Genomic DNA, 24,546 nt, shown 5'->3' with positions numbered 1-24,546 from the left:
ATCACCAGGGCCAGCGTTTTTCCGCCAAATCCACCAGGAGACGTGATGCAGGTGAGAGTTCACTTAATGAGCGGAATTGCCAGCCGAAGGTACGAGGCATCATCACCAGCGGCAGCGGAATTTCAATCAACTCGCCGCCCTCACCTTTTAATAATCGGCGGGAAATAAAACTCATTAACTGGGTTTGTGCCAGTACAGCGCGCATCGGTGACAGCGTATTACTTTCCATTTGTGCACGCGGCGCCGCATAGCCACCGCTGCGCAAGCGTTGTTCCAACCACTGACGCGTCGCGACATTATCCGAGGGCAATAACCAGTTGTATTGATCAAGCTGTTCAGGCGTCGGATGTATATTGGCCAGCGGATGATGGCGACTGGCGGCAATCACCACCGGATCCTCAATAAGCGGTCGGGTAATAAACTCGCTGTTTCCCTGTGGCAGAAAACCCAGAATCAAATCGACTTTGTTCTCACGCAGCAGTTTTTGCAGCAGATCATTCATCCCGACCGTCACCTCGAGTCTGGCAGTGGGAGCTTTGTGCAACAGGTCCTTACTCAGCACCGGTAGCATAAATTCCGCCGCCGTTGCCGCCACACCCAACCGGATCACGCCCGCCGTTCCCGCACCCAGCGCCTGTAAATCCTGTCGGGTGACCTGCATCATGTGCACGACTTTTTGAGCACGTTCACAAAGTAGTAGTCCCGCTTCCGTGAGTTGCATCCCACGCCCCACCTTGAGAATTAACCGCGTGGCGTAAAACTTCTCCAGACGTTGCAGACATTTGGTTAAGGCGGGCTGAGTGATACCAAGGGATTGCGCCGCTTTACCCAGATGTCCTGTCTCCTTCACCGCCAGCAGATAATGCAGATCTTTCAGTTCCATTCATTCCCACCAGGAATCAATTGATAAAATTCAGAGAATATAATTTATCACTCTACGCTGCCAGGATGGAATGACATTAACAACAGAGCAACACGCTGTTCGCGTCACCTTGTGGCGCTTAACAAGGGAGTAAAGGATGAAACATTCACTGAAAGCACTGGTCACGATGATCGCTTTGGCCAGCAGCGCACAGGTTTTGGCACAAGACACGCTGCCCGTGACATTACCGACGCAACAGGACAGTCGTCTGGAACAGGTCGCCACTTCGCCACGCGTGTGGAATGGCATCACCGTCAGTCATGACAATCGACTGTTCGCCTCGTTAACGCAATCGGAAGGTGCGGGTTTGCAGCTGGCGGAAGTAATCAACAATCAGCTGAAAGCCTTTCCCGATGACAGCTGGAATCAGTGGAACGCGAACGATCCGGAGCATCATTTCTACCACGTTAATGCGCTGCGCATCGGTCCGGATGGCGATCTATGGGTGATGGATTCGGGTAATAAGGGCATTGGTACCGGCGATCAGGCAGTAGCCGGTGGCGCCAAGCTGGTCCACATCAGTCTGGCAACCGGCAAAGTGGTTAACAGCTATGTGTTCAAGGCTCCGACACTGCAACCCACCAGTTATCTGGATGATGTGCGTTTTAATGGCGACTTTGCCTATATCACCGATCCGGGTGCGGTGGGATTAGTGGTGCTGAACCTGAAAAGTGGCAAAAGCTGGCGGGTGCTGGATAACCACCCTCTCTCCATTGACCATCAGCCAATTTACGCCGATGGCAAGAAGTTGATTCTGCGTGATGGCCGTGAAAAACGCGTGGGCCTCGATCAGCTGGAAGTCTCGCCGGATGGCAAATGGCTCTATTATCAGGCGATTCCGGGGCCGCTGGCGCGGATTGAAACTCGCTATCTGAACGACAGCGCCCTTTCAGCAGCGGAAGTGGCGAAGCATGCGGAGAAAGTGCGCGAAACCTGGAGCACCGGCGGAACGGCTATCGATGCCGAAGGCAATATCTACGCGTCGGATATCAATACCCGCAGCATTAAACGCATTGCGCCCGATGGCAAAGTGACCACCGTGGTGCAGGATCCACGCCTGGTATGGATTGACGCGATGTGGGTATCCGACGGCGCACTGTGGATGCCGTCCGGACAGATCAATCGCACGCCAGCGACCACCGGCGGCAAACCGTCAACCGTAGAATATCCGGTGAAGCTATACCGTCTGCCATTACCGATTAAACCTTCACCGCTGGATCATCAATAAGCCAGAACGTGCAGTTTAATGCTATTCAGCGCGGTCTTCAGGCCGCGCTGCAATCAACGCTAGCGATATTGATAAACAGGAGGAAATAACACCACGATAAATCATCACCGTACGCTATTTTAAATTTATTAAAACTAAGAGGTTACGCACAACTTTCGCGTAAACCTAACCTTGTGCCTGCCGAAATAAAAGCTGGATAATATTGCCAGATTGACGAGGTTGCAGAAGGTTAATTTGAACAATAAATAATCATTCGCTGTTTTTTATTTATTCCGAACACGTTGCGTTTGCTACCCACAAACGTGCTCTATCCCTCTGGACAGGAACTCTCGTCATGCTGCTGATCATCAGTCTGCTTATGATAATCTGCTTTATTGGCTTATTAATGAGCAAAAAGCTTTCCGCTCTGACGGCATTAATCCTCATCCCCACGCTATTCGCATTGTTATCTGGTCATGGCTCAGATATGGGTGAAATGGTAATCAAAGGATTACGCACCGTTGCGCCCACTGGCGTGATGTTGATATTCGCGATGCTCTATTTTATGAGCGTGACGGATGCCGGTATGTTTGATCCAATTATTAAACGTATTGTTTCTGCGGTCGATGGTGATCCGGTGAAGATATTCATCGGCACTGCGCTACTCGGATTTATTGTCGCCTTAGACGGTGATGGCGCGACGGTATATATGATTGTGCTGGCAGCCTTTATGCCGATATATGAACGCGTCGGTTTATCAAAACTCAGCGTTGCGGCACTGCTATTACAGTGTACCGGACTCGGCAATATGTTCCCGTGGGGCGGCCCTACGGCGCGCGCGGCAGCGGCCGTGCAGGCGGACGTGGCCACGCTGTTTGTTCCGCTCTTGGTTCCCTTACTGGCCTGCGTAGCGTGGACCTTCATACTGGCGATCATGCTCGGCAGAAGTGAGCGCAAGCGCCTCGGTTTCCAGCAGCATCTCCCGGTGGATCGCGCCGCTGTTCAGTTTGAGGAGAAGCCGTGCGTCGCCTGGCGTTTCTGGTTTAACTGGTCACTGACCATTGCACTGATGACCTTCCTGGTGCTGGATGTGATGCCCATGGCGTACCTGTTTATGCTGGCCACCGCCATCATGTTTGTCGTCAATTATCCGCAACTGAGCCAGCAGCAGGAGCAGATCGGCCGCCATGCGCCTGCCATCCTTGCCGTGGCAGGATTGATTTTCGCCGCTGCGGTGTTTACCGGTATTTTTGCTGAAACCGGTATGGCGAATGCACTGGCGCAGGCCATTGTACAGACCATTCCCGCGGCGCTGGGGCCGTATCTGGCGGTGATTACCGCATTGATCAGTATTCCCGTCACCTGGATGGTATCGAATGATGTGTTCTATTTCGGCATGTTGCCCGTGCTGGTGCAGGCGGCCGGACATTATGGTATCGAACCGATTGAAATGGCACGCGCGGCATTGGTCGGCCAGCCGGTGCATATTCTCAGCCCGCTGGTTGCCTCGACCTATTTATTAGTCGGCATGCTGAAACTCGATTATGCCCAGACCCAACGCTTCACGCTGCGCTGGTCGTTTATTACCTCGATTGTGTTGTTAGTGGTTGCGCTGATTACGGGTTGCTTCCCGTTCTATCGTAGTATGTAAAATATATCCTACTCTCTTATAGCCGCTATTAATCGCGGCTACCTCCCCGGTTCACTTGTATAAAATATCTACTCATTATCTTATTGTTCGATATAGAAGCACCCTGTTGTGGGATTATTTTCCGGACGATTCTGCATGATGCGTATTATTTTCATTTGATAAAAATTGACGTAGAATGCGCCCTTTCATCTTCGTTATAAAAGTAATAAGGGTTTATTCATGAGCGATGCACTCAAAGCATTGAACAATCTTCGTACGCTGCGTGCCCATGCGCGTGATGTAGAGATTGCGGTATTAGACGAAATGCTGGAAAAGTTCGCCGTGGTGGTTGCAGAACGCCGTGAAGAAGCGGCAGCGAATAATGCCGCTCAGCGCGAGAAAGAAGAAAAGCTGGCGTTGTATAAAGAGATGCTGCTGAATGATGGCATCGATATTAGTGAATTGACGAAATTAAACCAGAGCGAAACCAAACCGAAAGCGAAACGTGCGCCGCGTCCGGCGAAATATAAGTTCATCGACGAAAACGGTCATGAAAAATTCTGGACCGGTCAGGGCCGTACGCCATCACCAATTAAATCCGTGTTAGATGCGGGCGGTTCGATGGATGAGTTTCTGATTTAAACCATCCGCGCGGATAATTGGTGCGCATGAATGCTCACCCTACGAAACACATCGCGAATGGTGGGTCATTGGTGCACATCAATGACCCATGATGGAATAGAATACGGATTGTTGTAGGGTCGCCATTTATGGCGACCGATTTAGCCGCTACTTCAACGCTGCACAGGCTGTCGCAATACGTTTTCCGGCCTCACGCACGCTTTCAATGTCCGTGGCAATCGACAGGCGGAAATACGGCGACAAGCCATACGCACTGCCGGCAACGCCGGATACGCCGCTCTCCAGCAGGTAATTCAGCACATCCTGTTCGCTTTCCAGCTTACGTCCATCAGCACGCGATTTGCCCAACAGGCCAGCACAGCGACAGAAGATAAAGAACGCCCCTTCTGGATTCAGCACCTCAATGCCTTCAACCGGACTTAGCTGCGCCATAATCACATCGCGACGATCCTGATAAGCTGCACGTTGCGGTGGCAGGAAATCCAGCCCGCCGTTTAGCGCCGCCACCGCTGCCGCCTGACTGATGGCGCTGGCACCGGAACTGTTCTGCGACTGCACCACCACCATGGCATCAATCAGCGCTTGCGGACCGGCACCAAAGCCGATGCGCCAGCCGGTCATGGCATAGGTTTTCGACACGCCGCCGACCAGCAGAATGCGCTCGGCTAAATCAGGTGCTACCTGCAACAGGCTAACGTGTTCACGTCCATCAAACAGAATGTGTTCATACAGTTCATCCAGCATGATCCAAACATCAGGATGGTCACGCAGCACTGCCGCCAGCGCGGTTAACTCTGCTGCGTTATACACCGCACCGGATGGATTGCCGGGGTTGTTCAGTACCAGCCAGCGGGTTTTATCGGTAATAGCCCGCGCCAGCTGCTGCGGTTGCAGCTTGTATTCCTGCTCAAGCGGGCACTCCAGCAGCACCGCTTCGCCACCGTTGAAACGTACGCTATCGGGAAACGTCGGCCAGTACGGCACCGGCACAATCACCTCATCGCCGTCATTCAAGGTAGCGGCGAAGGCGTTGAAGATGATCTGTTTCGCACCGTTGGCGATACAGATCTGCCCTAGCGCATAATCCAGCTGATTTTCCCGCCCCAGTTTGGACTGCACCGCTTTACGCAGCGGCGTGGTGCCGTTGGTTGGCGTGTAACGGGTTTCGCCGTTGTTCATGGCTTCAACGGCAGCATCGCGGATGTGCTGCGGCGTATCAAAATCCGGCTCACCGGTGGTGAGATCCAAAATATCCACGCCCTGCTCTTTCAGCTGGCGCGTCAACTGACGCGCCGCCGCATTGGCAGAGAGCGACACAGACTGCACACGCTTCGATAAGGTGACCATGTTCTGCTCCTGAGGGTTTACAGCGCCGGCAGACCGAGATTCTCGCGCAGCGTGGCGAATTCATAATCGTCGCGGAACAGGCCACGGCGACGCAGTTCTGGGATCACCAGTTCAACGAACAGGTCCAGCTGCTCAGACATGATGGCAGGCATGATATTGAAGCCGTCAGCGCCACCCTCTTTCATCCACAGCTCAAAGTCATCGGCGATGTCTTCAGCAGTACCGACAATCACGCGGTGACCACGCGAACCTGCTGCCACGGCCGCCAGCTCACGCAGGGTCAGATTTTCACGCTTCGCCATATCCGTCATCAGCTTGACGCGGCTCTGGTTGCCTTCACCCAGTGGCACTTCTGGTACAGGGCCATCCAGTGGATACTGGCTCAGATCCATGCTGAAACGCAGCGACAGCTGACGCAGACCGTTTTCGATATCCACCAGCGTATTCAGCTCTTTCCACAGCGCTTTGGCTTCTTCACGGGTGCGTCCAACAATCGGCATCACGCCCGGCATGATCACCACGTGATCCGGGTTACGTCCGGCTGCGATCACCTGATCTTTCTGCGAGCGGTAGAAGGTTTGCGCTTCTTCCAGGCTGGCGGCAGCGGTGAAGATCACTTCAGCGGTTTCGGCCGCCAGTTTTTGCCCATCCGCGGATGAACCGGCTTCGATGATCACCGGACGTCCCTGCGGAGAACGCGTGATGTTCAGCGGACCCTGCACCTGGAAGTGCTCGCCTTGGTGATCAATCGACTTAATTTTGTCATTAACGAAATATTCACCGGTCTCTTTGTTCGGCTGTACTGCACCCGCTTCCCAACCTTCCCACAGCTTGTTGGTCACTTCGAGGAACTCACGCGCACGCGCATAGCGCTCGGCGTGGTTCGGCATATCGTTGCGGCTGAAATTACGCGCTACGTCGGTGGAGAACGAAGTCACCACGTTCCACGCTGCACGACCACGGCTGATGTGATCCAGCGACGAGAAGCTGCGCGCCATGGTGAACGGATCGCTAAAAGTGGTGGAAGCCGTCGCTGCCAGGCCGATACGTTTGGTGTTCACCGCCAGCGCCGACAGCATGGTCAGCGGCTCAAGGCGTGCCATGGTCGAAGGCAGACGGTACATGCTGGTGGCTAACGCATCGCCAACAAAGAACAGGTCGAATTTACCGGCTTCGGCTTTCTTCGCGATGGTGATCAACCAGTCAATGTCGGTAGGATCGCCGAGTTTTTCGGTCAGACGCCAGCCGCTGACGTGTTGTCCGACCGGTTGTACAAAGAGCCCTAAGCGGATGCGTTGAGTTTGTGCAGTAGCCATGAAGTTGTCCTGGTCAATAAAAGAGTAAAAGTTAGAAACGGTTTTCGGTTGCCAGCAGCGCCTGCTCTAACGCATCCGCATGAATGCGGAACGGCAGACGTTCAGCGCTGGCCGCCGGGAATTTAATCTGTTCTGCAATGGTGCGAATCGCCGCCGCGCGCTCGCCGATCAGCGGCGCCAGCGTCAATGGCATCGCGTGCTGACGCAGCAATGCCAGCAGTTCTGCATCAGGCACACCATCGTGTTCAATCAACGATTGAACTAACAGGCTATAACCCACCTTTTCACCGTGCAGCCAATGATGCAGCTCGGGCTGATGCGTCAAACGGTTATGAATCGCATGAGCAAAGCCAGGCGTGGGCAGTTGATCGCGCACGCTGTTGGCCAGACCTGCCAGCACGATGTTGGCATCAATCACTTTCACCAACTCCGGTGTGACCTGCTGCTTTTCATTGGCGTTAACGGCGGCGGCGCCCAGTTGGCGATAAACATCCAGTGCACGTTGCGCCGTCATCACTTTGAGGTCGAGCGCCAGATCGTGCGGGTTATTGCGCAGATAAGGGGCGAATTCGTAGTATTTCGCCAGCGCATCCACAATACCGGCTTTGAGATAGCGCACATCGCTGCGGGCGATCACTTCACTGTCCACCAGCACCAGCTCAGGCATTTTACCCAGTGGCTGGCTGCGCACGTGGCCGCCTTGCTCGTTATAAATGATGGCCACCGGCGACCAGGCCGCGCAGGTCGCCGCCAAAGTAGCGAAGTTGATCACTTTCAGATCCGGTAACTGACTGCCCACCGCTTTGGCAGCATCCAGCACGCGCCCACCACCCACGGCAAACAGCAGATCTGCTTGTTGTTTCTCAACGTTGGTTTTCAGCGTTTCGATGGCGGCATCGGTGCATTCACCGTGCAGATATTCCAACTCCCAGCGGATACCGTTGGCTTCTAAGCTCTGGCTTAATTCCGGATTAACGGCTTGCCAGGCATTGGGAGAGGTGAAGATGCGGATATGTGTGGCATAAGGTTTGATAGATTCACCGGCACGCTTACGCAGGCCAGCTTCATGTGCATAAGCACGCGGAGATTTGATCGCTAACACGTCGTCACCCTGATTAAGAATAAGGCTATAACGAGAAAAGTTATTTTATTTCATGGGGTTAATGCGAAATAGTTATAGCGCTATGTAATTTATGCATACTACGGTAAATCGCGATATAAGCAATGGAAAAGCCGCCATTTCATTTTCACAAATTCGCATTAGCTTAGTCGTTTTTCACATATAGAAGCGTAAGGCATTACTGATATTCTGAGTTGCTTAGCACGCTGGGTATTTTGAATCAGCGCTTTAAATTGCACTGTTTCAACCGCTAAGCGCGGCTCAATCTGCATTCAACTTACCGCTTCCAGGCGGTTTTTCCGGGGATAGTTATGTCACTTGAATTTCGTCAGGTTAGAGAAGATGAGGTTGAAACCTATCAGGCGCTGATGCACGCCGCTTATGCGTCAACGCTGGCGCTGGGCATCAAATTTGATGCCGCTACCGCAGATCGTGAAAAGACGCTGCGCCACCTGCAAAGTCACGGCGTTTATGCGCTCTACGCAGAAGGTGTGATGGTTTCCTCAGTCACCGTGCGCTATCCGTGGGGACCGCTGCCGGGGCCGTTTGGCCTGCCGCATATTGGCTGGTTCGGTGCCCATCCCGACTATCCCGGTAAACAGTATGGCCGTCAGGTACAGGATCGGCTGGAGCAAGAGATCCTGCTGGGCCAACTGCGCGCCCCTGCGGTTTCACTCGGCACAGCCACCAGCCATCCGTGGCTGATCGAGATGTATAAAAAGCGCGGCTTCCAGCTGATGCACACCACCGATCTCGGCAAAGGCCACATCACCCAATATATGAAGAAAGTGCTGGATGACAGCGCGCATGATGCGTGGATGACACGTCAGGCCGCACAACAAGGAAGCAAAGCATGAGTTTTGATGAGAGCGCATTGGGCCAGCATTTGATTGCCTTCCGCCATGAGTTACACCGTTTTCCTGAACTCTCTAATGAAGAGTTTGAAACCACCGCGCGTATTCGCCAGCAGCTTGAACAGCACCAGATCCGCGTATTGGATCTGCCGCTGAAAACCGGTCTGGTAGCGGAAGTAGGTCCCGATAATGGGCCACTGATCGTGCTGCGCTCCGACATTGATGCACTGCCGATTGAAGAGCAGTCTGATGTGACGTTCCGTTCAGAGCATCCGGGCGTGATGCACGCGTGCGGCCACGACTTCCACAGTTCCGCAGCCTTAGGCGCAGCGATTCTGCTCAAACAGCAGGAAGCCGATTTATCCGGCCGCGTGCGTATTTTGTTCCAGGCCGCCGAAGAGACCGGCCAGGGCGCGCCGGATGTGATTGCCACCGGCGCACTGCAGGATGCCGTGACGATTTTCGGCATTCACAACGATCCTTCTCTACCACCGGGCGTGATTGGCAGCAAAGCTGGCCCATTAACCGCCGCCGTCGATCGCTTTGACATCAAGATCATCGGCACGGGCAGCCACGCCGCGAAGCCGCATCAGGGCAACGATCCGATTGTGATCGCCGCGCAAATTGTTTCTGCGGCGCAAACGCTGATCAGCCGTAATGCGCCTTCCGGCGATAACGCGGTGGTCTCGATCACGCAGATCCACAGCGGTAGCACCTGGAACGTCATCCCCGACAGCGCGTGGCTGGAAGGCACGGTGCGTTCATTCTCTCAGGAGACGCGTGAACGACTGGAGCAACGCTTCCGTGAGATTGTGCAGGGAATTGGCGCTGCCTTTGCTGCAAAAGTTGAGTTCAACTGGCATGCAGGTCCACCGTCGGTGGTAAATGATGCACACTGGGCCGATTTCGCCCTGCAGCAGGCAACCGCCAGCGGTTTTGAAGCGCGTGTGGTCGAGGCCAGCCCGATTGGTGAGGATTTTGCCTTCTATCAACAGCAGTTGCCGGGTGCCTTTATGATGATTGGCACCGGCGAACCTTATGCGCTGCATCATCCGGCATTTCGTATCAACGATGATGTGCTGCTGCCGACCTCACGTTACCTCGCCAATCTCGCCGTCGCGGCACTGAACAGTGTGGCGCCGCAATGAGTATCACCGCTGCTCTCGCTGAGCTTATCGTTCACAGCCAACCGAATGCCGCTGCACGTGAAGCCGCGCGCGAAGGGGTAAAGGATTTTCTCGCCGTCAGCTGGCCGGTATTGCAAGGTCAGGTTCCGGATAGCGGCTTGCCGGCACTGCGCACGGTGTATGGCGACGGTGGCGCACGTTCTCAGGCGTTGCTGCTCGGTTATGCCGCTCACGCGCTGGATTACGATGATTTCCACGCTGATTTTCGCGGCCACCCGAGCGTAGTGATTCTGCCCGCGCTGTTCGCCTGGCAGCAGCAACAGGCGGCAGCCATTGATGATTTCCTCGATGCTTACGCCATCGGTGTGGAAATGGCCGGACGGCTTGGGCTCGCCGCTAGCCAGCAGCATTATGCCCTTGGCCATCACAACACTGCGACGCTGGGCACCATTGCCGCAGCGGCCGCACTGGCGCGCTTACTGAAACTGGATGTCAGTGAAACTGCCACGCTAATCGGGATCGCTACCACTCAGGCAAGCGGACTGCGCGCGCAGTTCGGTTCCCCTGTCAAACCGCTCCACGCGGGTTTTGCGGCGGAACGTGCGGTTACGGCAGCGCAGCTCACGTTGGCAGGTTTTGATGGCAAACAGGATGGCGTGATTGAGTCATTTCTTACTGCCAACAGCAACGGTCAGGCGCAGCCAGAGAAATTGCTCAGCGGCTGGGGCGATCCGTGGCGTATCGTTTCGCCGGGTCTGGAGTTCAAGCCTTTCCCGACCTGCGCCGGAACACACAGCGCAGCGGAAGCTGCTCGCATCCTGCGTCATCGCTGGCTCTCCGAAGGTCATTCGCTGGAAGCGCTACTGGATAACATCACCGATATCAGCGTAGCTTTCCCGCCAGGTGGTGATATCGCAGCCTCCGTTACAGTGCCCACCAATGGCATTGAGGCGCGTTTCAGCCTGGAATATGTCATCGCCGCGATGCTAATTTATAACGATCTGCGCCTGGAGGATTTCGCTGAGGGCGATCTCAATCACGCAGTGCTGCCGCTGGCGGCGAAGGTGCGTCGTACGCCCGATGACAGCGCACCGCCCGATGCGATCAATCCCGCATTGCGTTTTCATCTGGTTACCCTTACCTTGCGCGATGGCACGCAGTTGCAACAGCGTCGTACCCGTCAGCAATCACTGGCCGATGGCGTCGACGTGGAGAGTAAATTGCGCCTGGCGTTGAGTCAGGAATCGGGCGGGCGATTGCAACAGTTGCAGCAGAGCAGCGCATTGCAGACAACCGCTGATCTTGCATCGCTGCAGCAGTTATTACGAATTTAATATTAAGGGGCGGCGCGCGGGCCTGAACCGTCCCTCACTGCCCGACTCTTAGCTTAGGCACATGCAATGACCAAAACCCAGCGACTGATGGAGCTTGTACAATTGTTACGTTGTCACCGTTATCCGGTGACTGCGCAGCATCTTGCGGAGCAACTCAGCATAAGCGTGCGCACGGTGTACCGCGACATTATCTGCTTGCAACAGCAAGGTGTGGAGATTGAAGGCAGCGCGGGGTTGGGTTATTTGTTGAAATCAGATGGACATCTGCCGCCGCTGATGTTTTCGCGTCATGAACTCGACGCACTGGCGCTGGGGTTGGACTGGGTCAGTCGCCACACTGATGCCGAACTGAAATCTGCCGCACAACATGCGCTGGCTAAAATCCATGCCGTATTGCCGGAACATTTATCCCATGCGCTCGATCATCAATCACTGCTGGTTGCCACACGCGGTGAAGTGTTGTTTGAGACCCATCTGCCTGAAATTCGCCAGGCAATTCATACGCGCAACAAGATAATCTTACGATACAAAGATCTCAAAGAGGCCACTTCCACCCGGGTAATCTGGCCGGTGGTGCTGGGCTATTTCGATCGCGTACGCTTACTGTGCGGCTGGTGTGAATTGCGCCAGGATTTTCGTAACTTCCGCGTTGATCGTATTGAACAAATTCAGGCGAGTGACGAAGTTTATCCAGGGACGCGTTTTCAATTACTTAAGCGCTGGAAGGATTACCACCAGTTGCGGGAGCAGAATGGCTACCGTGAGGCATGATGTTAGAACCGCACAACGAGCAGTATTTCATTTTGTTTTGCGCGATCTCTGATAACCATGAAAAAAACTTTCGAAACCACTGATCATCGACCACGCTTCAATGCATAGCATCGCCGCAGCTTTAGCACACTGCTAAAGCCTCAGCACCCTCAACGGAGGCTCTATGTTCTGGAAAATTGGCTCTTGCTCATTGCTGGTCATGGTTTCATTTATTGCAGTGGCGAAATCACCCTACAGCAACCTGTCTTACGCGTTACGAGAGCAGCAGATCATCACCGATTTGCGCGCTCACTGTCATCTGGCGCAAGAGATACCTAATGAACGCATTAAGCAGGTGTTTCTGAGTAGCTCAGAGAATCACGATGCGATTGTGAACGCCGCTGATGCCCTGAAGAAGAAGGATCAGTCTGGCTACCACCAGCATATTGAGCAGGTGAGCTGCCCAAAACTGGCAATGTTCTCGCAAGCTAAACCCTAGTTTCACATAGCGTCAAGTAGAGGATGCTCTCTCTCGCACCTGGCAGGTGCGAGCTGCCCGCTATAATGTGTGACAATGCCAGCCCAGGCGGAAAGCCTAAATGTCATTGTAGAAAGTTATCATTTCAAAACGTTGAGTAGCACAGGTTGCAGTCGCAACCTGTGCCAATCCCACCAATTATGGCGTGACGATATTGAACCAGAAGTTGAACTTGTCCATGCTGCCGAGAAGCTCATCCACCTTTTGACCGCTTCCGGTGATTTTCACTTCTCCCTTATCCTGAGCCTGCTTAAGGGTATCCTCCTTGAGGATGATCTTATTCAACGTTTCACGTGACAGGGCGAGCGAAGCGTCAGCATGCTGGTCCTCTGCATTTGCCGTATGGTTAAGCACGCCGTTTTCCAGCTCAAGTTTGTATTTGCCACCGTCCCCGCCAAAGTCCACGTTCAGCACAGACTTAAGGTTGGCCGCTTTTTCGCCGTTGATGTGTAGTGCGAGATAGTCAAAGAACATTTCAGGCGTCATGGCGCGCACTGTATCCGGGCTGGCCGTATTGGGCGTCGGCAGTTGCTTCACACCGTTCCGCAGTTCCTGCGCACCCGACAGATAAAAGTTGCGCCAAGGGCCGGATTCGGCCTGATAGCCAAGTTGCTCAAGAGCATCCGCCTCAAGCTCTCGTGCCGCTTTATTTTCTGGATCGGCAAAGACGACTTTGCTGACGACCTGTGCAACCCAGCGGAAGTTACCCTGGTCATAGTCACCTTTGGCTTTTTGCAGAATACTGTCGGCTCCGCCCATATACTCAACAAACTTTTTAGCTCCCTCTTCTGGCGGCAGTTCGTCAAGGGTGGCCGGATTACCATCGAACCAGCCCAGATAGAGCACGTAGGTGGCTTTGACGTCATGGCTTACCGAACCGTAATAGCCACGGTTGGCCCAGGTATGCGCCAGCGCCTCAGGGAGTTTGAACATGGCTGCAATTTCATCGCGCGTATACCCTTCATTCGCCAGTCGTAACGTCTGATCGTTGATGTAGCGGTAGAGGTCGCGCTGGCTTTTGATTAAGGTGCGAACGTTCTCATTTCCCCAGGTTGGCCAATGGTGCTGCGCCATCAAAATTTCGGCTTTATCGCCCCAGCGGTTGAGCGCGTCGTTGAGGTATTTCGACCAAGGTAGTGGTTCACGGATTTTTGCACCGCGCAGCGAATAGGTATTGTGCAGCGTGTGGGTCACATCTTCTGCGGTCTGGATGGTTTTCTTCTCTTCGATGTACCAGAGCATTTCAGCTGGCGCTTCTGAGCCAGGCGCCATCATAAAATCGTAAGTCAGGCCATCAATAGTACGCTTCTCACCGGTTTTCGTGATGTAGTCGGTAGGTGGAATGAGCGTGACAGTTCCTGCCGATGTGGTGGTGCCCAGACCCGCGCCCACCTGCCCTTTTGGATCGGGCTGGAGCAGATTGCCGTACATATAACTGGCACGGCGGCTCATTACGTTGCCCGCCATGATATTTTCAGAGACCGCAGACTCAAGAAATCCGGCCGGGGCATAAACTTTGGTCTTGCCGGATTTGACGTCTTCCTCGCTGACCACGCCGCGCACACCGCCGTAGTGGTCAACATGGCTGTGGGTATAGATCACCGCAATGACCGGCTTATTGCCTCTATTTTTAAAATACAGATCCATTCCGACTTTCGCTGTCTCTGCAGATACCAGTGGATCCACCACAGTAATACCGTCCTTACCTTCGATAATGGTCATATTTGACAGGTCAAGATTACGTATCTGATAAATACCGTCAGTGACCTGGAATAACCCACTAATATTAATCAGTTGAGACTGTCGCCACAGGCTGGGATTAACCGTTTCAGGAGATTTTTCACCCTCCTTGATAAACGAATATTTATTTGGATCCCAGATAATGTTTCCTGCATCACCTTTAATCACCGCATCGGGTATCGCAGCAATAAAGCCCTTATGGGCATCAGTGAAATCTGTTTTATTGTCGAACGGAAGTTCCTGATATAACGCATTATTGGCTTTGATGGTTGCTGGCGCAGCATCTTTCTGACTGGCGTCAGCAAATACATATACGGGTATTGAAGTCAGTATTCCGCACAGCGTGAGGCTACGGACAAGGGGCTTGAGTTTCATTTGACGACCTCAGATTGTTGAACGAAAAAATTAAATTTAACGAATAAAATCATTGAGGCCTGTCAGCAGCGTCCGTAGTTCTGACAGGATATACGTGGCGAAATGGATGAAACCATTAACATTTCGAATTAACTTTAGCTAAATATTTACAGGCGGCAAGTTTGACTTAAGTATTTTTTTAAATTTCAAGTCATGCGTGGTAATCTTAAATCAAAAGAACTTATAAAAATAAAATTAAAGAAACTTAAAATCATGAAGTTAACGTCTAAAACAAGCACCACTCATATCCGCATCATTAATTTAATTAGTTATGTGAACTAATTTCAGCATGGTTGCCTTTCAGGATGATTAGTATGGATTAAACTGCAAGATATGGATTTAAATGCTATATCAATTAAGGTTACAGAAGGTGCTCATCGCCGTTCATTGAGAAATAGGTCAACTTTATTAAACCCTATACCTATTTGTTAAAAGCCGCTGTGGGGTTAAAAGATTCCACTTAAGCCCCTTTTTATAACGACTATTTATACAGAATACCCATTGCGCCCTGCTTGTTTGGCGCGATACAACGCCGCATCGGCTGCGGCGATAAGTGCCTTTGCCGACGTATGCCCTGTAGAGATGCTCACCCCCATACTAATGGTGACGAATGAACTGACTTCTGATGCAGTATGAGGGATGGCGGCTGCGGCTAGCTTCACTTTGATACGTTGAGTGACAGTTATTGCCTGAGCGAATGTCGCTGTCGGAAGCAACAACACAAACTCTTCGCCGCCGTAGCGCGCCACCAGATCTTCGGGTGTGCGCACTGAGATATTAAGCACGTTAGCGATCTGCCTCAGGCAGTCGTCGCCAGCCTGATGGCCATAGTGGTCGTTAAAGCGTTTGAAGTAGTCCACATCCAGCATGATCGCAGCCAGCGGCTTTTGCTGAGTCACCATTAATGCCAGGTAATCTTCCAGTACGCGTCGATTGGCGACCCCGGTCAAGGCGTCCTGCTGCGCTAACGTTTCCAGACGCGATATCAGCAACTGATTTTCGCTGTGGCGCTGCCAGGCCAACGTAAACCATCGTTGCAGCAGCAGACTGCCGGAGATCAGGATCAGACAAAAGAACAGCCAGATCAGTAAGAAATGGGTATTAACCCCCTGGTTTAGATGCAGACTTGCCAGCAGTAGCGCCCCTAAAATGGGAACAATAAACAGGAATAATGTGAGGGGGAAAACATACAGCGCAGCCATCGCGGACAGCATCAACATCACGCTAAACGGATAAGCAAACGGTAATTGCCACTCGGCAACGAACTGATAAGCACAGACTGACCAGAGCACACCTTGCCAGCATAACAATATGGCGAGAATGAGTTTGCTGGTGGCCAGGGGTAATCGTCGTCTTTTTACGATCAGGATTGCTACCAGTGCCAGGACAATAATGCACAGCATTGAGCCGTCCACTGCCCATAGCGTGTGATGACTGGCCGGGAGATTTTGGTCGTAGCCTGGAAACAAGCTATTGCGTAGCAGGATAATGATGGCAAAACCGATGTTAATAAATCCCAGCCAGAGCAAATTCAGCGACAAGGCGTGAGCAACCATCTCGTCGCGTGTGTGCCAATCCTGTTTATCCCAATCGTCTTTCCTGCGTTGCAATGGAACCATGGTGTTATTCCTGACGACCTTGTGCCCATTAAGTGTATGTCAGAAATAAGATAACGCGTGCCATCCCAAAGGATTAGAGTAAACCGCTATACAATACCGGTCCCGTTGGTAATCCCGTCGGTGAACCGCCTTGTGGTTCCAGACTGATAGCGATGGTGCTCCCTGACGCCAGGGTTTTATTGTCCAGCTCAATCCGGGTGGCCGCATTGTTAGCCAGTAAGCCTAATGATATTGGCTGCTTGCCAGCAGGAATCAGCCAGAGTTGCAGGCTATTTGCAGCGTTGAGAGCGACAGGTTTGAGCGGAGTGAGTTGTAATAACTGACTGTCGCTGCTGCGGCTCACGACCCATTGACCCTGCTGCTGCGCATCGCCAAGAATGATCAGCGGCGCAAACTCATCCGGTCGATGGTTGTAATATGACACCAGCGTGAATGCCGCAAGTCCCGCTGCAACCAGCCAACCGACGTAAGGATTGGCACGCTTCACCGGCGTTTTGGCGGGCAGACTTAAGGTGATTTTTTTCCAGACGCGTTCAGGTGGTGTTTGAGGCCGCAAATGCGTATCTAAGCCGGTTAACATCGTCTGCCAGCTGGCAACTTTCGCAGCGAGTTCAGGCTCCTGCTGTAGCCGCCGTTCAAAGCGCAAACGGGCATTGCCGCGCAGTGTTCCCAATGCATATTCGGCCGCGAGCGCGTCATCATGTTGCTTGTTGTTATTCATAGGCCCACGCACTCCCGAAGATGCTCCATCGCACGACGGATCCAACTTTTCACTGACCCTACCGGCTGCTGTAACCAGGCTGCAATATCGCTGTGCGACATCCCCTGATAGTAAGCCAGCGTCACACTTTGCCGCTGCTCACTGCTGAGGTGCTGCAAGCAATGTTGTAAACGGGCCGCCTGCGAATCATCGAACGGCTGCTCTGTATTATCAGTATCCGTTTCCTGAGTACTGTCACTGTATTCCTCTGACGCCAGCGCTTCACGTGCCTGCCCACTGCGCAACCAGTCGATACAGCGGTTACGCACAATATGCGTCATCCATGTCATGGGCGCGCTGAGTGCGGCATCATAGCTGTCGGCTCGGTTCCAGATGGTGAGGAAGCAATCATGCAGCACTTCTTCCGCCCAGGCTGGCTGACGCAAGGTGCGCAATGCAACTGCAAATAAATGCGGAGAAGTGAGTCGATACAGTTGTTCAAATGCCGGGCGATCGCCTTGCGCAATCGCCCGCAATAATTTCACCAGCTGTTGAGCCAAAACGTTATCCATGTTTTTCCCGGAAGGCATTGAAATGCCTTCCGAGTATAGACAATTACTTAGGCATCAGGACGGTATCGATAACATCGATCACACCGTTTTTCTGATTCACATCATAAGTACTGATATTGGCCACATTGCCCATACCATCCTTCAACTGAATATTGTGAGGACCGTTGCTCATAATCCATAAAGGCTGCCCGTTAACGGTTTTCAGTTCCGCGTGACCGCCACCTTGTTTGATTTTCATCTCCAGCGCTTTCATGTCGTATTTACCGGCCACGACATGATAGGTGAGGATGCTGGTCAACTTAGCTTTGTTTTCTGGTTTCACCAGACTATCCACGGTGCCCGCAGGCAATTTCGCAAACGCAGCATTGGTTGGTGCGAACACGGTAAATGGACCTTTGCCCTGCAGCGTGTCGACTAATCCCGCCGCTTTTACTGCTGCTACCAAAGTGGTGTGATCTTTAGAATTGAGGGCATTTTCAATGATGTTTTTCTGCGGGTACATGGCGGCACCGCCGACCATAACAGAATCAGAATTCATGGCTGCGAAGGTGGTGGCAGTGAACATTAACGCGCCTGAGATGACTGCAGTGGTGATTAGCTTTTTCATCATAAATCCTCGTTGTAGGGGAGCGAAGGAGTTGCTCACAACGGGATATACGTAAGGAGGGTCACAACTGGATGCAGGGTGGAGAAAATATTTTTAAAAAAATCACAAGACGGCCAAAACAGCCGTCTTGTGTGCAGTCACCTGCGGTTAAATCTGGTCTTCTGGCTCGAGCGCGTCCTGAATCGCATCCGCCAGGTTGGAGATCTCATTGGCAACCGCCTGAAGATCCCACGACGCTTTTGAACCGCTGGCAGAGGTTGAGGCACTGACGGATTCCTTCGCCACAGCTAAAGCGGCCGCCACAGCGATGGTCCGCTTGTGTTGTTCCGGCGTCATACCCATTGGGGGTGGTGCAAAGTAGTCATTGACCATTTCATCTCTCCGTTTACAGCGTTCAATAAAAATAAATCCTGCGTGCATTATCAGGAAATTGAGCGCGAGTGCGACTAAAAGTTCACGCAACTCTCCTGACAGTTTTTGTCATAGCTGTTTCGTAACATGCAGCGGTAAACACACAAGGAGAAAAAAACCATGTTCACCGCTGATATGACCATTATTTACGTGCCGAACGTTGTGAAGAGCGCCGACTTTTATGCATCGCTGTTTGATATCAAGCCAATTAATGTCGCGCCCACTTTTGCGATGTTTGTTTTTGAGAACGGATTCAAACTGGGTTTGTGGTCGAAATACACCGTTCAACCGCCTGTGGATACCCAACAGTTTAATGCCAGCGGCGAAATCACCTTCAAAGTGCAGCAGAAAGCGGACGTGGATTTCCTCTATAACGAATGGGGTGCTTTCCGCGAAATCACCATTGTACAGTCACCGACCGAGATGGATTTTGGCTACACCTTTACCGCCATCGATCCTGATGGGCACCGTTTACGCGTGATGTGGTTGCAGCTGGAAGATTGATGTTCTGGGGCGGCCACGCGGCCGCCCATACGAGAAGCTATACTTGCGGCGGGATAAACGCCTGCACCGGCGTCAGTTCTCCGGCGTATTTGCGTACCTGCACCACAGTGATCTGCCCACTGCAACCCTGAGTCAGCGACGACGTGCCAATATCCAGCGTCAGTACGTTGGGATTACCATGGCGACATAACGGCCGCAGCGCGGTGGGGTCGACAGGATCGTACCAGGCACCCGTGGGTAGCTGCACCACTCCCGGCATCACCGTGTCGGTCACGCGCGCGCTGGCGAGCACATGGCCGCGCTGATTGTATAGCTCGATAATCTCGCCGTCGTTAATCCCCAGCGATGCCGCATCATGCGTGTTCAGGCTGCACACCTCACGCCCATCACGTTTGCCGCTCAGGCTGTAATCACCGAAATCCAGCTGGCTGTGAAGACGCGTCGCGGGCTGATTAGCGATCAGCCAAAACGGATGGTCGGCATCGGGTTTTTGCTGTGGTTCTCGCCACACCGGATGTCCCGGACAGTTTTCATAATCAAAACTGGCGATAGTCGCCGAGTAGATTTCGATTTTTCCACTCGGCGTTGGCAGTGGTGATGCCTCGGGATCGGCACGGAAGGCGTTCATCATCCGTCCACCGTCTTTGAGCTGGGGCAATTCCAGCACGCCCTGCTGCCAGAATTGTTCAAAATCGGGGATTTCGACCTGATGCGTTGCCAGCTTTTGCTGCAACTGCGCGTAATGATGTTTTAGCCAGCCACGTGTATCACGGCCTTCGGTAAAGGCTTCTTCGCATCCCAACCTGCGCGCCAACTCGGCGAATATTGTGTAATCGTCTTTGGCTTCACCGTGTGGTTGTGCAACCTGCTGCATGGCAAACAGATGGCGATCGGTCGGCGCCCCACCCACATCCTCGCGCTCTAACGTCATGGTGGCGGGCAATACGATATCGGCATGGCGCGCACTGGAGGTCCAGGCAATCTCATGCACAATCAGCGTATCCAACTGGCAAAATGCCTGACGGAGTCGCGCCAAATCCTGATGGTGATGGAACGGGTTGCCGCCCGCCCAGTAAGCCAAACGGATATGTGGATAGGTTAAACGACGGCCGTTGTAGTCGAACGGTTTGCCGGGATTGAGCAACATATCCGAAATACGCGCCACCGGGATCAGACGATCAATGCCATTTTTGCCTTGCGGCAGTGCCGGGAAACTCACCAGGTTGTGGTGCTTACCGTAATGGCCCAACGCGCCCAGCGCATAAGTGTAACCGCCGCCCGGTAAACCCGGTTGTCCCAGCGCGGCGGCCAGCACCAGCCCGAGCCACACCGGTTGCTCACCGTGTTCCGAGCGTTGCAGCGCATGCGCAACGGTAACCAGAACGCGTTTGCCGGGTAGCTGGCGAGCAAAATCAGCGATAAATGCCGCGCTGACGGCGCAGATATCTGCTGCCCAGGCGGCGTCTCTTCGCGTGCCATCCTCTTCACCACAGATATAAGCGACCATTTCCGGCCAACCCACGGTGTAGCGACTGAGGAAGGCTTCATCCGTCAACTGCTCTTCAATTAATACGGATAAAACACCAAGAATAAAGGCGGCATCGGTGCCAGGACGCAAGGCCAGCCACTCACCTCTGGCTTCCTCAGGGAGATCACTTTTCAGCGGGCTAACTGAGATAAAACGCGTGCCGCGCTGTGCCGCCTGCTGCATAAAGCCACGCTCGGTGTGCTCACTTAATCCGCCGCTCGCCACCTGTGAGTTTTTTAATGCCAGACCACCGAATGCGATGACAATTTCACTGTGTTGGGCAATCTCTTCCCAGCTTACGCCGCGACGCGCAATCTCATTCATGTCGCCGACGATATGCGGCAGCAGCACCGATGCAGAGCCGGAACTGTAGCTGTTCACCGAACGCACGTAGCCACCCAGCGTGGTATTCAGGAAGCGGTGCACCTGGCTTTGCGCATGGTGAAAACGTCCGGCGCTCGACCAGCCATAAGAACCGCCAAAAATACCTTCCGGGCCATGAGTGTCGCCCACGCGCTTCAATTCACGCGCCACTAATTCATAAGCCTGTTCCCAGCTAACCGCAACGTATTCATCATTGCCACGGCGCTGATCCGGGCCGGGGCCATCTTCCAGCCAGCCACGACGCACCATCGGGCGCGAGACGCGTGCCGGATGATTAAGCGCAGTGCGAAAGTTTTGCAGCAGCGGGCTGGGATCGGGATCGCCTTTGAAGGGTTCGATAGTGAGCTGATCGCCCGATTGCTGGGCATGAAAAGCGCCCCAGTGGGCGCTGTGCATTACCGGTTTTTGCGTCATCACTGTTCCTGGCTGTCAAAAATGAAAAACGGTGCTTAGAGCACCGTTGCAATAAAGTTTCTTACGCGCCCGTTTTCCGGGTCGTCGAGGACTTGCTGAGTCGGCCCGGCCGCCACGATTTTGCCGTCTTCCATAAACACAATGTTATCGGCGACCTCGCGTGCAAAACCAATCTCGTGCGTCACAATCACCATGGTGATGCCGGAGTGTGCCAGCTGTTGAATCACCTGCAGCACTTCGCCCACCAGTTCGGGATCCAGCGCTGAGGTTGGCTCATCAAACAGCATCACGCCGGGATCCATCGCCAGCGCACGGGCGATCGCCACACGCTGCTGCTGTCCACCGGAGAGATTTTGCGGCCACTCATCTTCTCGTCCTGCCAGCCCCACCTGCTTCAGCAGCGACAGCGCTTTACTGGTCGCCTGTTGACGGTTTTGCTTTTTCACACGCATTGGCGCATCAACGATGTTCTGCAAAACAGTACGGTGCGGGAACAGGTTAAACTGCTGGAACACCATGCCAATTTGCGCACGCTGGCGAGCAATCTCACCGCTGCTTAATTCGTGCAGTGCCTGGCCTTTCTGTTTATAGCCAATGATTTCGCCACCGATGCGAATGGTGCCACCATCCAGCTTTTCCAGATGGTTGATGCAGCGCAGCAAGGTGGATTTGCCCGAACCCGAAGGACCGAGGATAACCGTGACCGAACCGGCGGGAATATCCAGATTCACTTCGTCCAGAATCGTGACGCCGGAAAAGCGTTTGGTGACTTTACGTAAGGCGATCGCTTCAGCCATTGCTCACGCTCCTTTCAGGTTTCTGCGCGCTAAAGCCCGGCAATGATTTAAACAGGCTCCGTTTTTCACGGCGCGTGACGCCACGGCCAAAATAGCGTTCAACATAGAACTGACCAATCGACAGCACCGAAGTCATCAGCAGATACCACAGCGTCGCCACCAGCAGCAGCGGAATCACTTCATAAGTACGCTGATAAATGATCTGCGCTGAGAACAATACGTCCTGCAAGGAAATCACTGACACCACCGCCGTGGTTTTTAACTGACCAATAATTTCATTACCGGCGGGCGGCATAATCGCGCGCATCGCCTGCGGCAGCACGGTATGACGGAAAATCTGCGCCGGGCGATAACCTAACGCACGCGCCGCTTCCAGCTGACCATTGCCCACGCTCTGGATACCGGCACGCACAATTTCAGCGGCATAGGCCGACTGATGCATCACCAGCGCGATCACCGCCGCACTAAATGGGCTCACCAGCGCATTAGATTGGGTGCTCCACAACTCGCCCAGGCCTGGGATTGAGAGTGAAATCGTTGGATACAGCGCCGCAATGTTGTACCACAGGAACAACTGCACCAGCATTGGCACGCCACGGAAGAACCAGGTGTAGAACCAGCTGACGCCCACCAGCACCGGATTCGATGAAAGGCGCATCAGCGCCAGCACCGTACCAAAAGCAAAGCCCAGCACCACCGAAATCGCGGTTAGCTGCAGCGTCATCAGTACGCCCTGCAGGATCGATTCGCCGGTGAAGTTTTCCGCAATCACGCTCCATTCGAAGCGTGGATTGTTAATCATCGAGTGCGCCATTGCCACGACGCACAACAGTACCACCAGCGCACTCAGCCAGCGTCCGTAGTAACGTTTGCCGACGATCCGCAGATCGTCGGTGTGGTCACGAACATCACTCATTGAAAGATTTCCTGGTTACGTTTGGATTCTTTGACTGCGCCAAAACCGATACCCCAGTTGTCGAGGATCTTTTTGTAGCTGCCATCTTTGATCAGCGAGTTAAGCGCGGCCTGTACAGCTGGCTCCAGCGCAGAATCTTTCGGGAAGGCGACAGAGACTGGCGCGTCATGCACGGTGATTTCGCCGCTCAGCGTAATAGGCTTAATCACCTTCGCCTGCCACAACAGACCTTCGTACGGGCCCAGGAACATCGGCACGCGTCCGCTAACTACGGCTTGCACACCGGCTGGACGATCCGGGAAGACTGACACTTTGATTGGTTTTTTACCCGCTGCTTCACAGGCTTTGCTGGCTTCTTCCAGGCGAGTCACCTGAGTGGTGCCTGAACCTGCGCCAACTTCCTGACCGCACACAGCATCCAGGGTTTTGAACGGTGCCACATTGGCATCTTTGCGCGAGATAATGCCCAACAGGCTGGCGTCGTAGTAGCTGACGAAATCGATAATTTTGGCGCGGGTCGCAGTGGCATTAATGTTCGAAAGCGCAACATCATAACGACCGGTTTTCAAACCTGGAATGATGTTGTCAAAACCGCCGGTGTCGCGCCACTGGACCTGAATCCCTAAGCGTTCACCCACGGCGTTCATCACGTCAATTTCACGGCCGGCCAACGTTTTGTTGTCTTCTTTATAGAAGGTCGTCGGCGGCGTGTTTGGGTTGGTTCCTGCCACGATATAGCCGCGCTTAACCACATCCTCAGGCAACAAGCTTTTCAGCGCAGGATCGGCCTGAACATGGATTGAGCTGTCAGTCGGAACGGATTGATCGGCGGCAAACGCGGTGTGCGCACTCAATGCAAGTGCAAGCAAGGTGATACCTTTGGCGAGTTTCACTGGAACCTTCTCCTGATATATATAAATGTTTCCCTGTTGGGAAAAGGCGTTGAGGTAGCGATGTATTTTTCTTCTTCCTCACCATTCGGTGGAAAGAAATTTTCATCCTCTGAACGTCCCGGAGCCATTCTCAGTAAGATGTGCAGCGATCACAAATGCGAAAAACGGATATCTATTGCCATATTTCGGGAATAGAACGTGGTGCCCGTGGTGACGGGGATGACCGCGCCAATGATGGCGCGGTGTCAGGTGAGGTATTC

General features: G+C 53.4%; 23 protein-coding genes. 9 read left to right on the top strand and 14 right to left on the bottom strand.

The window, feature by feature from the left end; translation table 11 throughout:
- Position 1: 1 nt before the first annotated feature.
- Positions 2 to 883 (bottom strand): LysR substrate-binding domain-containing protein, encoded by an 882-nt coding sequence (locus ACXI0A_RS25810; RefSeq protein ID WP_476146074.1) that lies wholly within the window; start codon positions 881 to 883, stop codon positions 2 to 4.
- A gap of 136 nt (positions 884 to 1,019) precedes the next feature.
- On the opposite strand from ACXI0A_RS25810, the gene ACXI0A_RS25805 reads away from it, so the two are divergent.
- The 3 genes from ACXI0A_RS25805 (at position 1,020) to ACXI0A_RS25795 (ending at position 4,401) form a co-directional block, all read left to right on the top strand.
- Positions 1,020 to 2,150: an L-dopachrome tautomerase-related protein gene (locus tag ACXI0A_RS25805; protein WP_476146075.1), complete on the top strand. Its 1,131-nt coding sequence runs from the start codon at positions 1,020 to 1,022 to the stop codon at positions 2,148 to 2,150.
- Positions 2,151 to 2,484: 334 nt separating this feature from the next.
- A complete protein-coding gene (locus ACXI0A_RS25800) occupies positions 2,485 to 3,780 on the top strand; it encodes a citrate:proton symporter (RefSeq protein WP_476146077.1) in 1,296 nt (431 codons plus the stop codon).
- Between the two features lie 219 nt (positions 3,781 to 3,999).
- Complete coding sequence (locus ACXI0A_RS25795) at positions 4,000 to 4,401, top strand: H-NS family histone-like protein (RefSeq protein WP_224933324.1); 402 nt, start codon at positions 4,000 to 4,002, stop codon at positions 4,399 to 4,401.
- Between the two features lie 147 nt (positions 4,402 to 4,548).
- Here the strand turns inward: ACXI0A_RS25795 and ACXI0A_RS25790 are convergent, their stop codons facing one another.
- The 3 genes from ACXI0A_RS25790 to ACXI0A_RS25780 are packed head-to-tail and all read right to left on the bottom strand — an operon-like array spanning position 4,549 to position 8,166.
- Entirely contained in the window at positions 4,549 to 5,748 is a 1,200-nt protein-coding gene (locus tag ACXI0A_RS25790; protein ID WP_476146079.1) for an aminotransferase class I/II-fold pyridoxal phosphate-dependent enzyme, read from the bottom strand.
- Between the two features lie 17 nt (positions 5,749 to 5,765).
- A complete protein-coding gene (locus ACXI0A_RS25785) occupies positions 5,766 to 7,064 on the bottom strand; it encodes an LLM class flavin-dependent oxidoreductase (protein WP_224933326.1) in 1,299 nt (432 codons plus the stop codon).
- Positions 7,065 to 7,095: 31 nt separating this feature from the next.
- On the bottom strand, positions 7,096 to 8,166 hold the full coding sequence (locus ACXI0A_RS25780; RefSeq protein ID WP_476146081.1) for an iron-containing alcohol dehydrogenase: 1,071 nt from the start codon (positions 8,164 to 8,166) through the stop codon (positions 7,096 to 7,098).
- Between the two features lie 329 nt (positions 8,167 to 8,495).
- Here ACXI0A_RS25780 and ACXI0A_RS25775 point away from each other — a divergent pair, with 329 nt between their 5' ends.
- The 5 genes from ACXI0A_RS25775 to ACXI0A_RS25755 all read left to right on the top strand — a co-directional run bounded on the left by ACXI0A_RS25775 (position 8,496) and on the right by ACXI0A_RS25755 (position 12,748).
- A complete protein-coding gene (locus ACXI0A_RS25775) occupies positions 8,496 to 9,041 on the top strand; it encodes a GNAT family N-acetyltransferase (RefSeq protein ID WP_224933328.1) in 546 nt (181 codons plus the stop codon).
- Positions 9,038 to 10,186 (top strand): amidohydrolase, encoded by a 1,149-nt coding sequence (locus tag ACXI0A_RS25770; RefSeq protein ID WP_476146083.1) that lies wholly within the window; start codon positions 9,038 to 9,040, stop codon positions 10,184 to 10,186. The genes ACXI0A_RS25775 and ACXI0A_RS25770 overlap by 4 nt, the downstream gene beginning before the upstream one ends.
- A complete protein-coding gene (locus ACXI0A_RS25765) occupies positions 10,183 to 11,499 on the top strand; it encodes an MmgE/PrpD family protein (protein WP_476146085.1) in 1,317 nt (438 codons plus the stop codon). The genes ACXI0A_RS25770 and ACXI0A_RS25765 overlap by 4 nt, the downstream gene beginning before the upstream one ends.
- Before the next feature lie 66 nt (positions 11,500 to 11,565).
- Positions 11,566 to 12,270, top strand: coding sequence for an HTH domain-containing protein (locus ACXI0A_RS25760; protein WP_476146087.1), 705 nt, complete (start codon positions 11,566 to 11,568; stop codon positions 12,268 to 12,270).
- Between the two features lie 163 nt (positions 12,271 to 12,433).
- Positions 12,434 to 12,748, top strand: a complete 315-nt coding sequence (locus ACXI0A_RS25755) for a YicS family protein (protein ID WP_476146089.1) — start codon at positions 12,434 to 12,436, stop codon at positions 12,746 to 12,748.
- A 177-nt stretch (positions 12,749 to 12,925) separates the two neighbouring features.
- Here ACXI0A_RS25755 and ACXI0A_RS25750 read toward each other — a convergent pair whose 3' ends face one another.
- From ACXI0A_RS25750 to ACXI0A_RS25725, 6 genes are all read right to left on the bottom strand, one after another.
- Complete coding sequence (locus tag ACXI0A_RS25750; protein WP_476146091.1) at positions 12,926 to 14,902, bottom strand: alkyl sulfatase dimerization domain-containing protein; 1,977 nt, start codon at positions 14,900 to 14,902, stop codon at positions 12,926 to 12,928.
- A gap of 524 nt (positions 14,903 to 15,426) precedes the next feature.
- Positions 15,427 to 16,560: a membrane-associated sensor domain-containing protein gene (locus ACXI0A_RS25745; RefSeq protein ID WP_476146093.1), complete on the bottom strand. Its 1,134-nt coding sequence runs from the start codon at positions 16,558 to 16,560 to the stop codon at positions 15,427 to 15,429.
- Between the two features lie 73 nt (positions 16,561 to 16,633).
- The gene (locus ACXI0A_RS25740) at positions 16,634 to 17,281 is read right to left on the bottom strand and encodes an anti-sigma factor domain-containing protein (RefSeq protein ID WP_476146095.1); all 648 of its coding nucleotides are present in this window, start codon (positions 17,279 to 17,281) and stop codon (positions 16,634 to 16,636) included.
- Positions 17,278 to 17,832 (bottom strand): sigma-70 family RNA polymerase sigma factor, encoded by a 555-nt coding sequence (locus ACXI0A_RS25735; protein ID WP_476146097.1) that lies wholly within the window; start codon positions 17,830 to 17,832, stop codon positions 17,278 to 17,280. The genes ACXI0A_RS25740 and ACXI0A_RS25735 overlap by 4 nt, the downstream gene beginning before the upstream one ends.
- Before the next feature lie 43 nt (positions 17,833 to 17,875).
- The gene (locus tag ACXI0A_RS25730; protein WP_058961750.1) at positions 17,876 to 18,439 is read right to left on the bottom strand and encodes a fasciclin domain-containing protein; all 564 of its coding nucleotides are present in this window, start codon (positions 18,437 to 18,439) and stop codon (positions 17,876 to 17,878) included.
- Positions 18,440 to 18,586: 147 nt separating this feature from the next.
- The gene (locus tag ACXI0A_RS25725; RefSeq protein WP_100704068.1) at positions 18,587 to 18,811 is read right to left on the bottom strand and encodes a hypothetical protein; all 225 of its coding nucleotides are present in this window, start codon (positions 18,809 to 18,811) and stop codon (positions 18,587 to 18,589) included.
- Positions 18,812 to 18,970: 159 nt separating this feature from the next.
- Between ACXI0A_RS25725 and ACXI0A_RS25720 the strand changes: the two genes are divergently transcribed.
- Positions 18,971 to 19,354 carry a VOC family protein gene (locus ACXI0A_RS25720; RefSeq protein WP_476146099.1) on the top strand — a complete coding sequence of 128 codons (384 nt, stop codon included), beginning with the start codon at positions 18,971 to 18,973 and terminating at the stop codon, positions 19,352 to 19,354.
- Positions 19,355 to 19,391: 37 nt separating this feature from the next.
- Here ACXI0A_RS25720 and ACXI0A_RS25715 read toward each other — a convergent pair whose 3' ends face one another.
- From ACXI0A_RS25715 to ACXI0A_RS25700, 4 genes are read right to left on the bottom strand one after another with little or no spacing between them, the layout of a single operon-like run.
- A complete protein-coding gene (locus tag ACXI0A_RS25715; protein ID WP_476146101.1) occupies positions 19,392 to 21,680 on the bottom strand; it encodes a molybdopterin-dependent oxidoreductase in 2,289 nt (762 codons plus the stop codon).
- A 35-nt stretch (positions 21,681 to 21,715) separates the two neighbouring features.
- Positions 21,716 to 22,477 carry an ATP-binding cassette domain-containing protein gene (locus ACXI0A_RS25710; RefSeq protein WP_476146103.1) on the bottom strand — a complete coding sequence of 254 codons (762 nt, stop codon included), beginning with the start codon at positions 22,475 to 22,477 and terminating at the stop codon, positions 21,716 to 21,718.
- Positions 22,470 to 23,393: an amino acid ABC transporter permease gene (locus tag ACXI0A_RS25705; protein WP_166934186.1), complete on the bottom strand. Its 924-nt coding sequence runs from the start codon at positions 23,391 to 23,393 to the stop codon at positions 22,470 to 22,472. Before ACXI0A_RS25705 ends, ACXI0A_RS25710 begins: the two co-directional genes overlap by 8 nt.
- Entirely contained in the window at positions 23,390 to 24,286 is an 897-nt protein-coding gene (locus ACXI0A_RS25700; protein ID WP_476146105.1) for a transporter substrate-binding domain-containing protein, read from the bottom strand. Before ACXI0A_RS25700 ends, ACXI0A_RS25705 begins: the two co-directional genes overlap by 4 nt.
- Positions 24,287 to 24,546: the final 260 nt, after the last annotated feature.

The sequence above is a fragment of the Pantoea sp. C1E2 genome (assembly GCF_056491465.1).
Note: the sequence above shows the minus strand (reverse complement) of the source record. Positions and strands in the feature narration are given on the sequence as shown.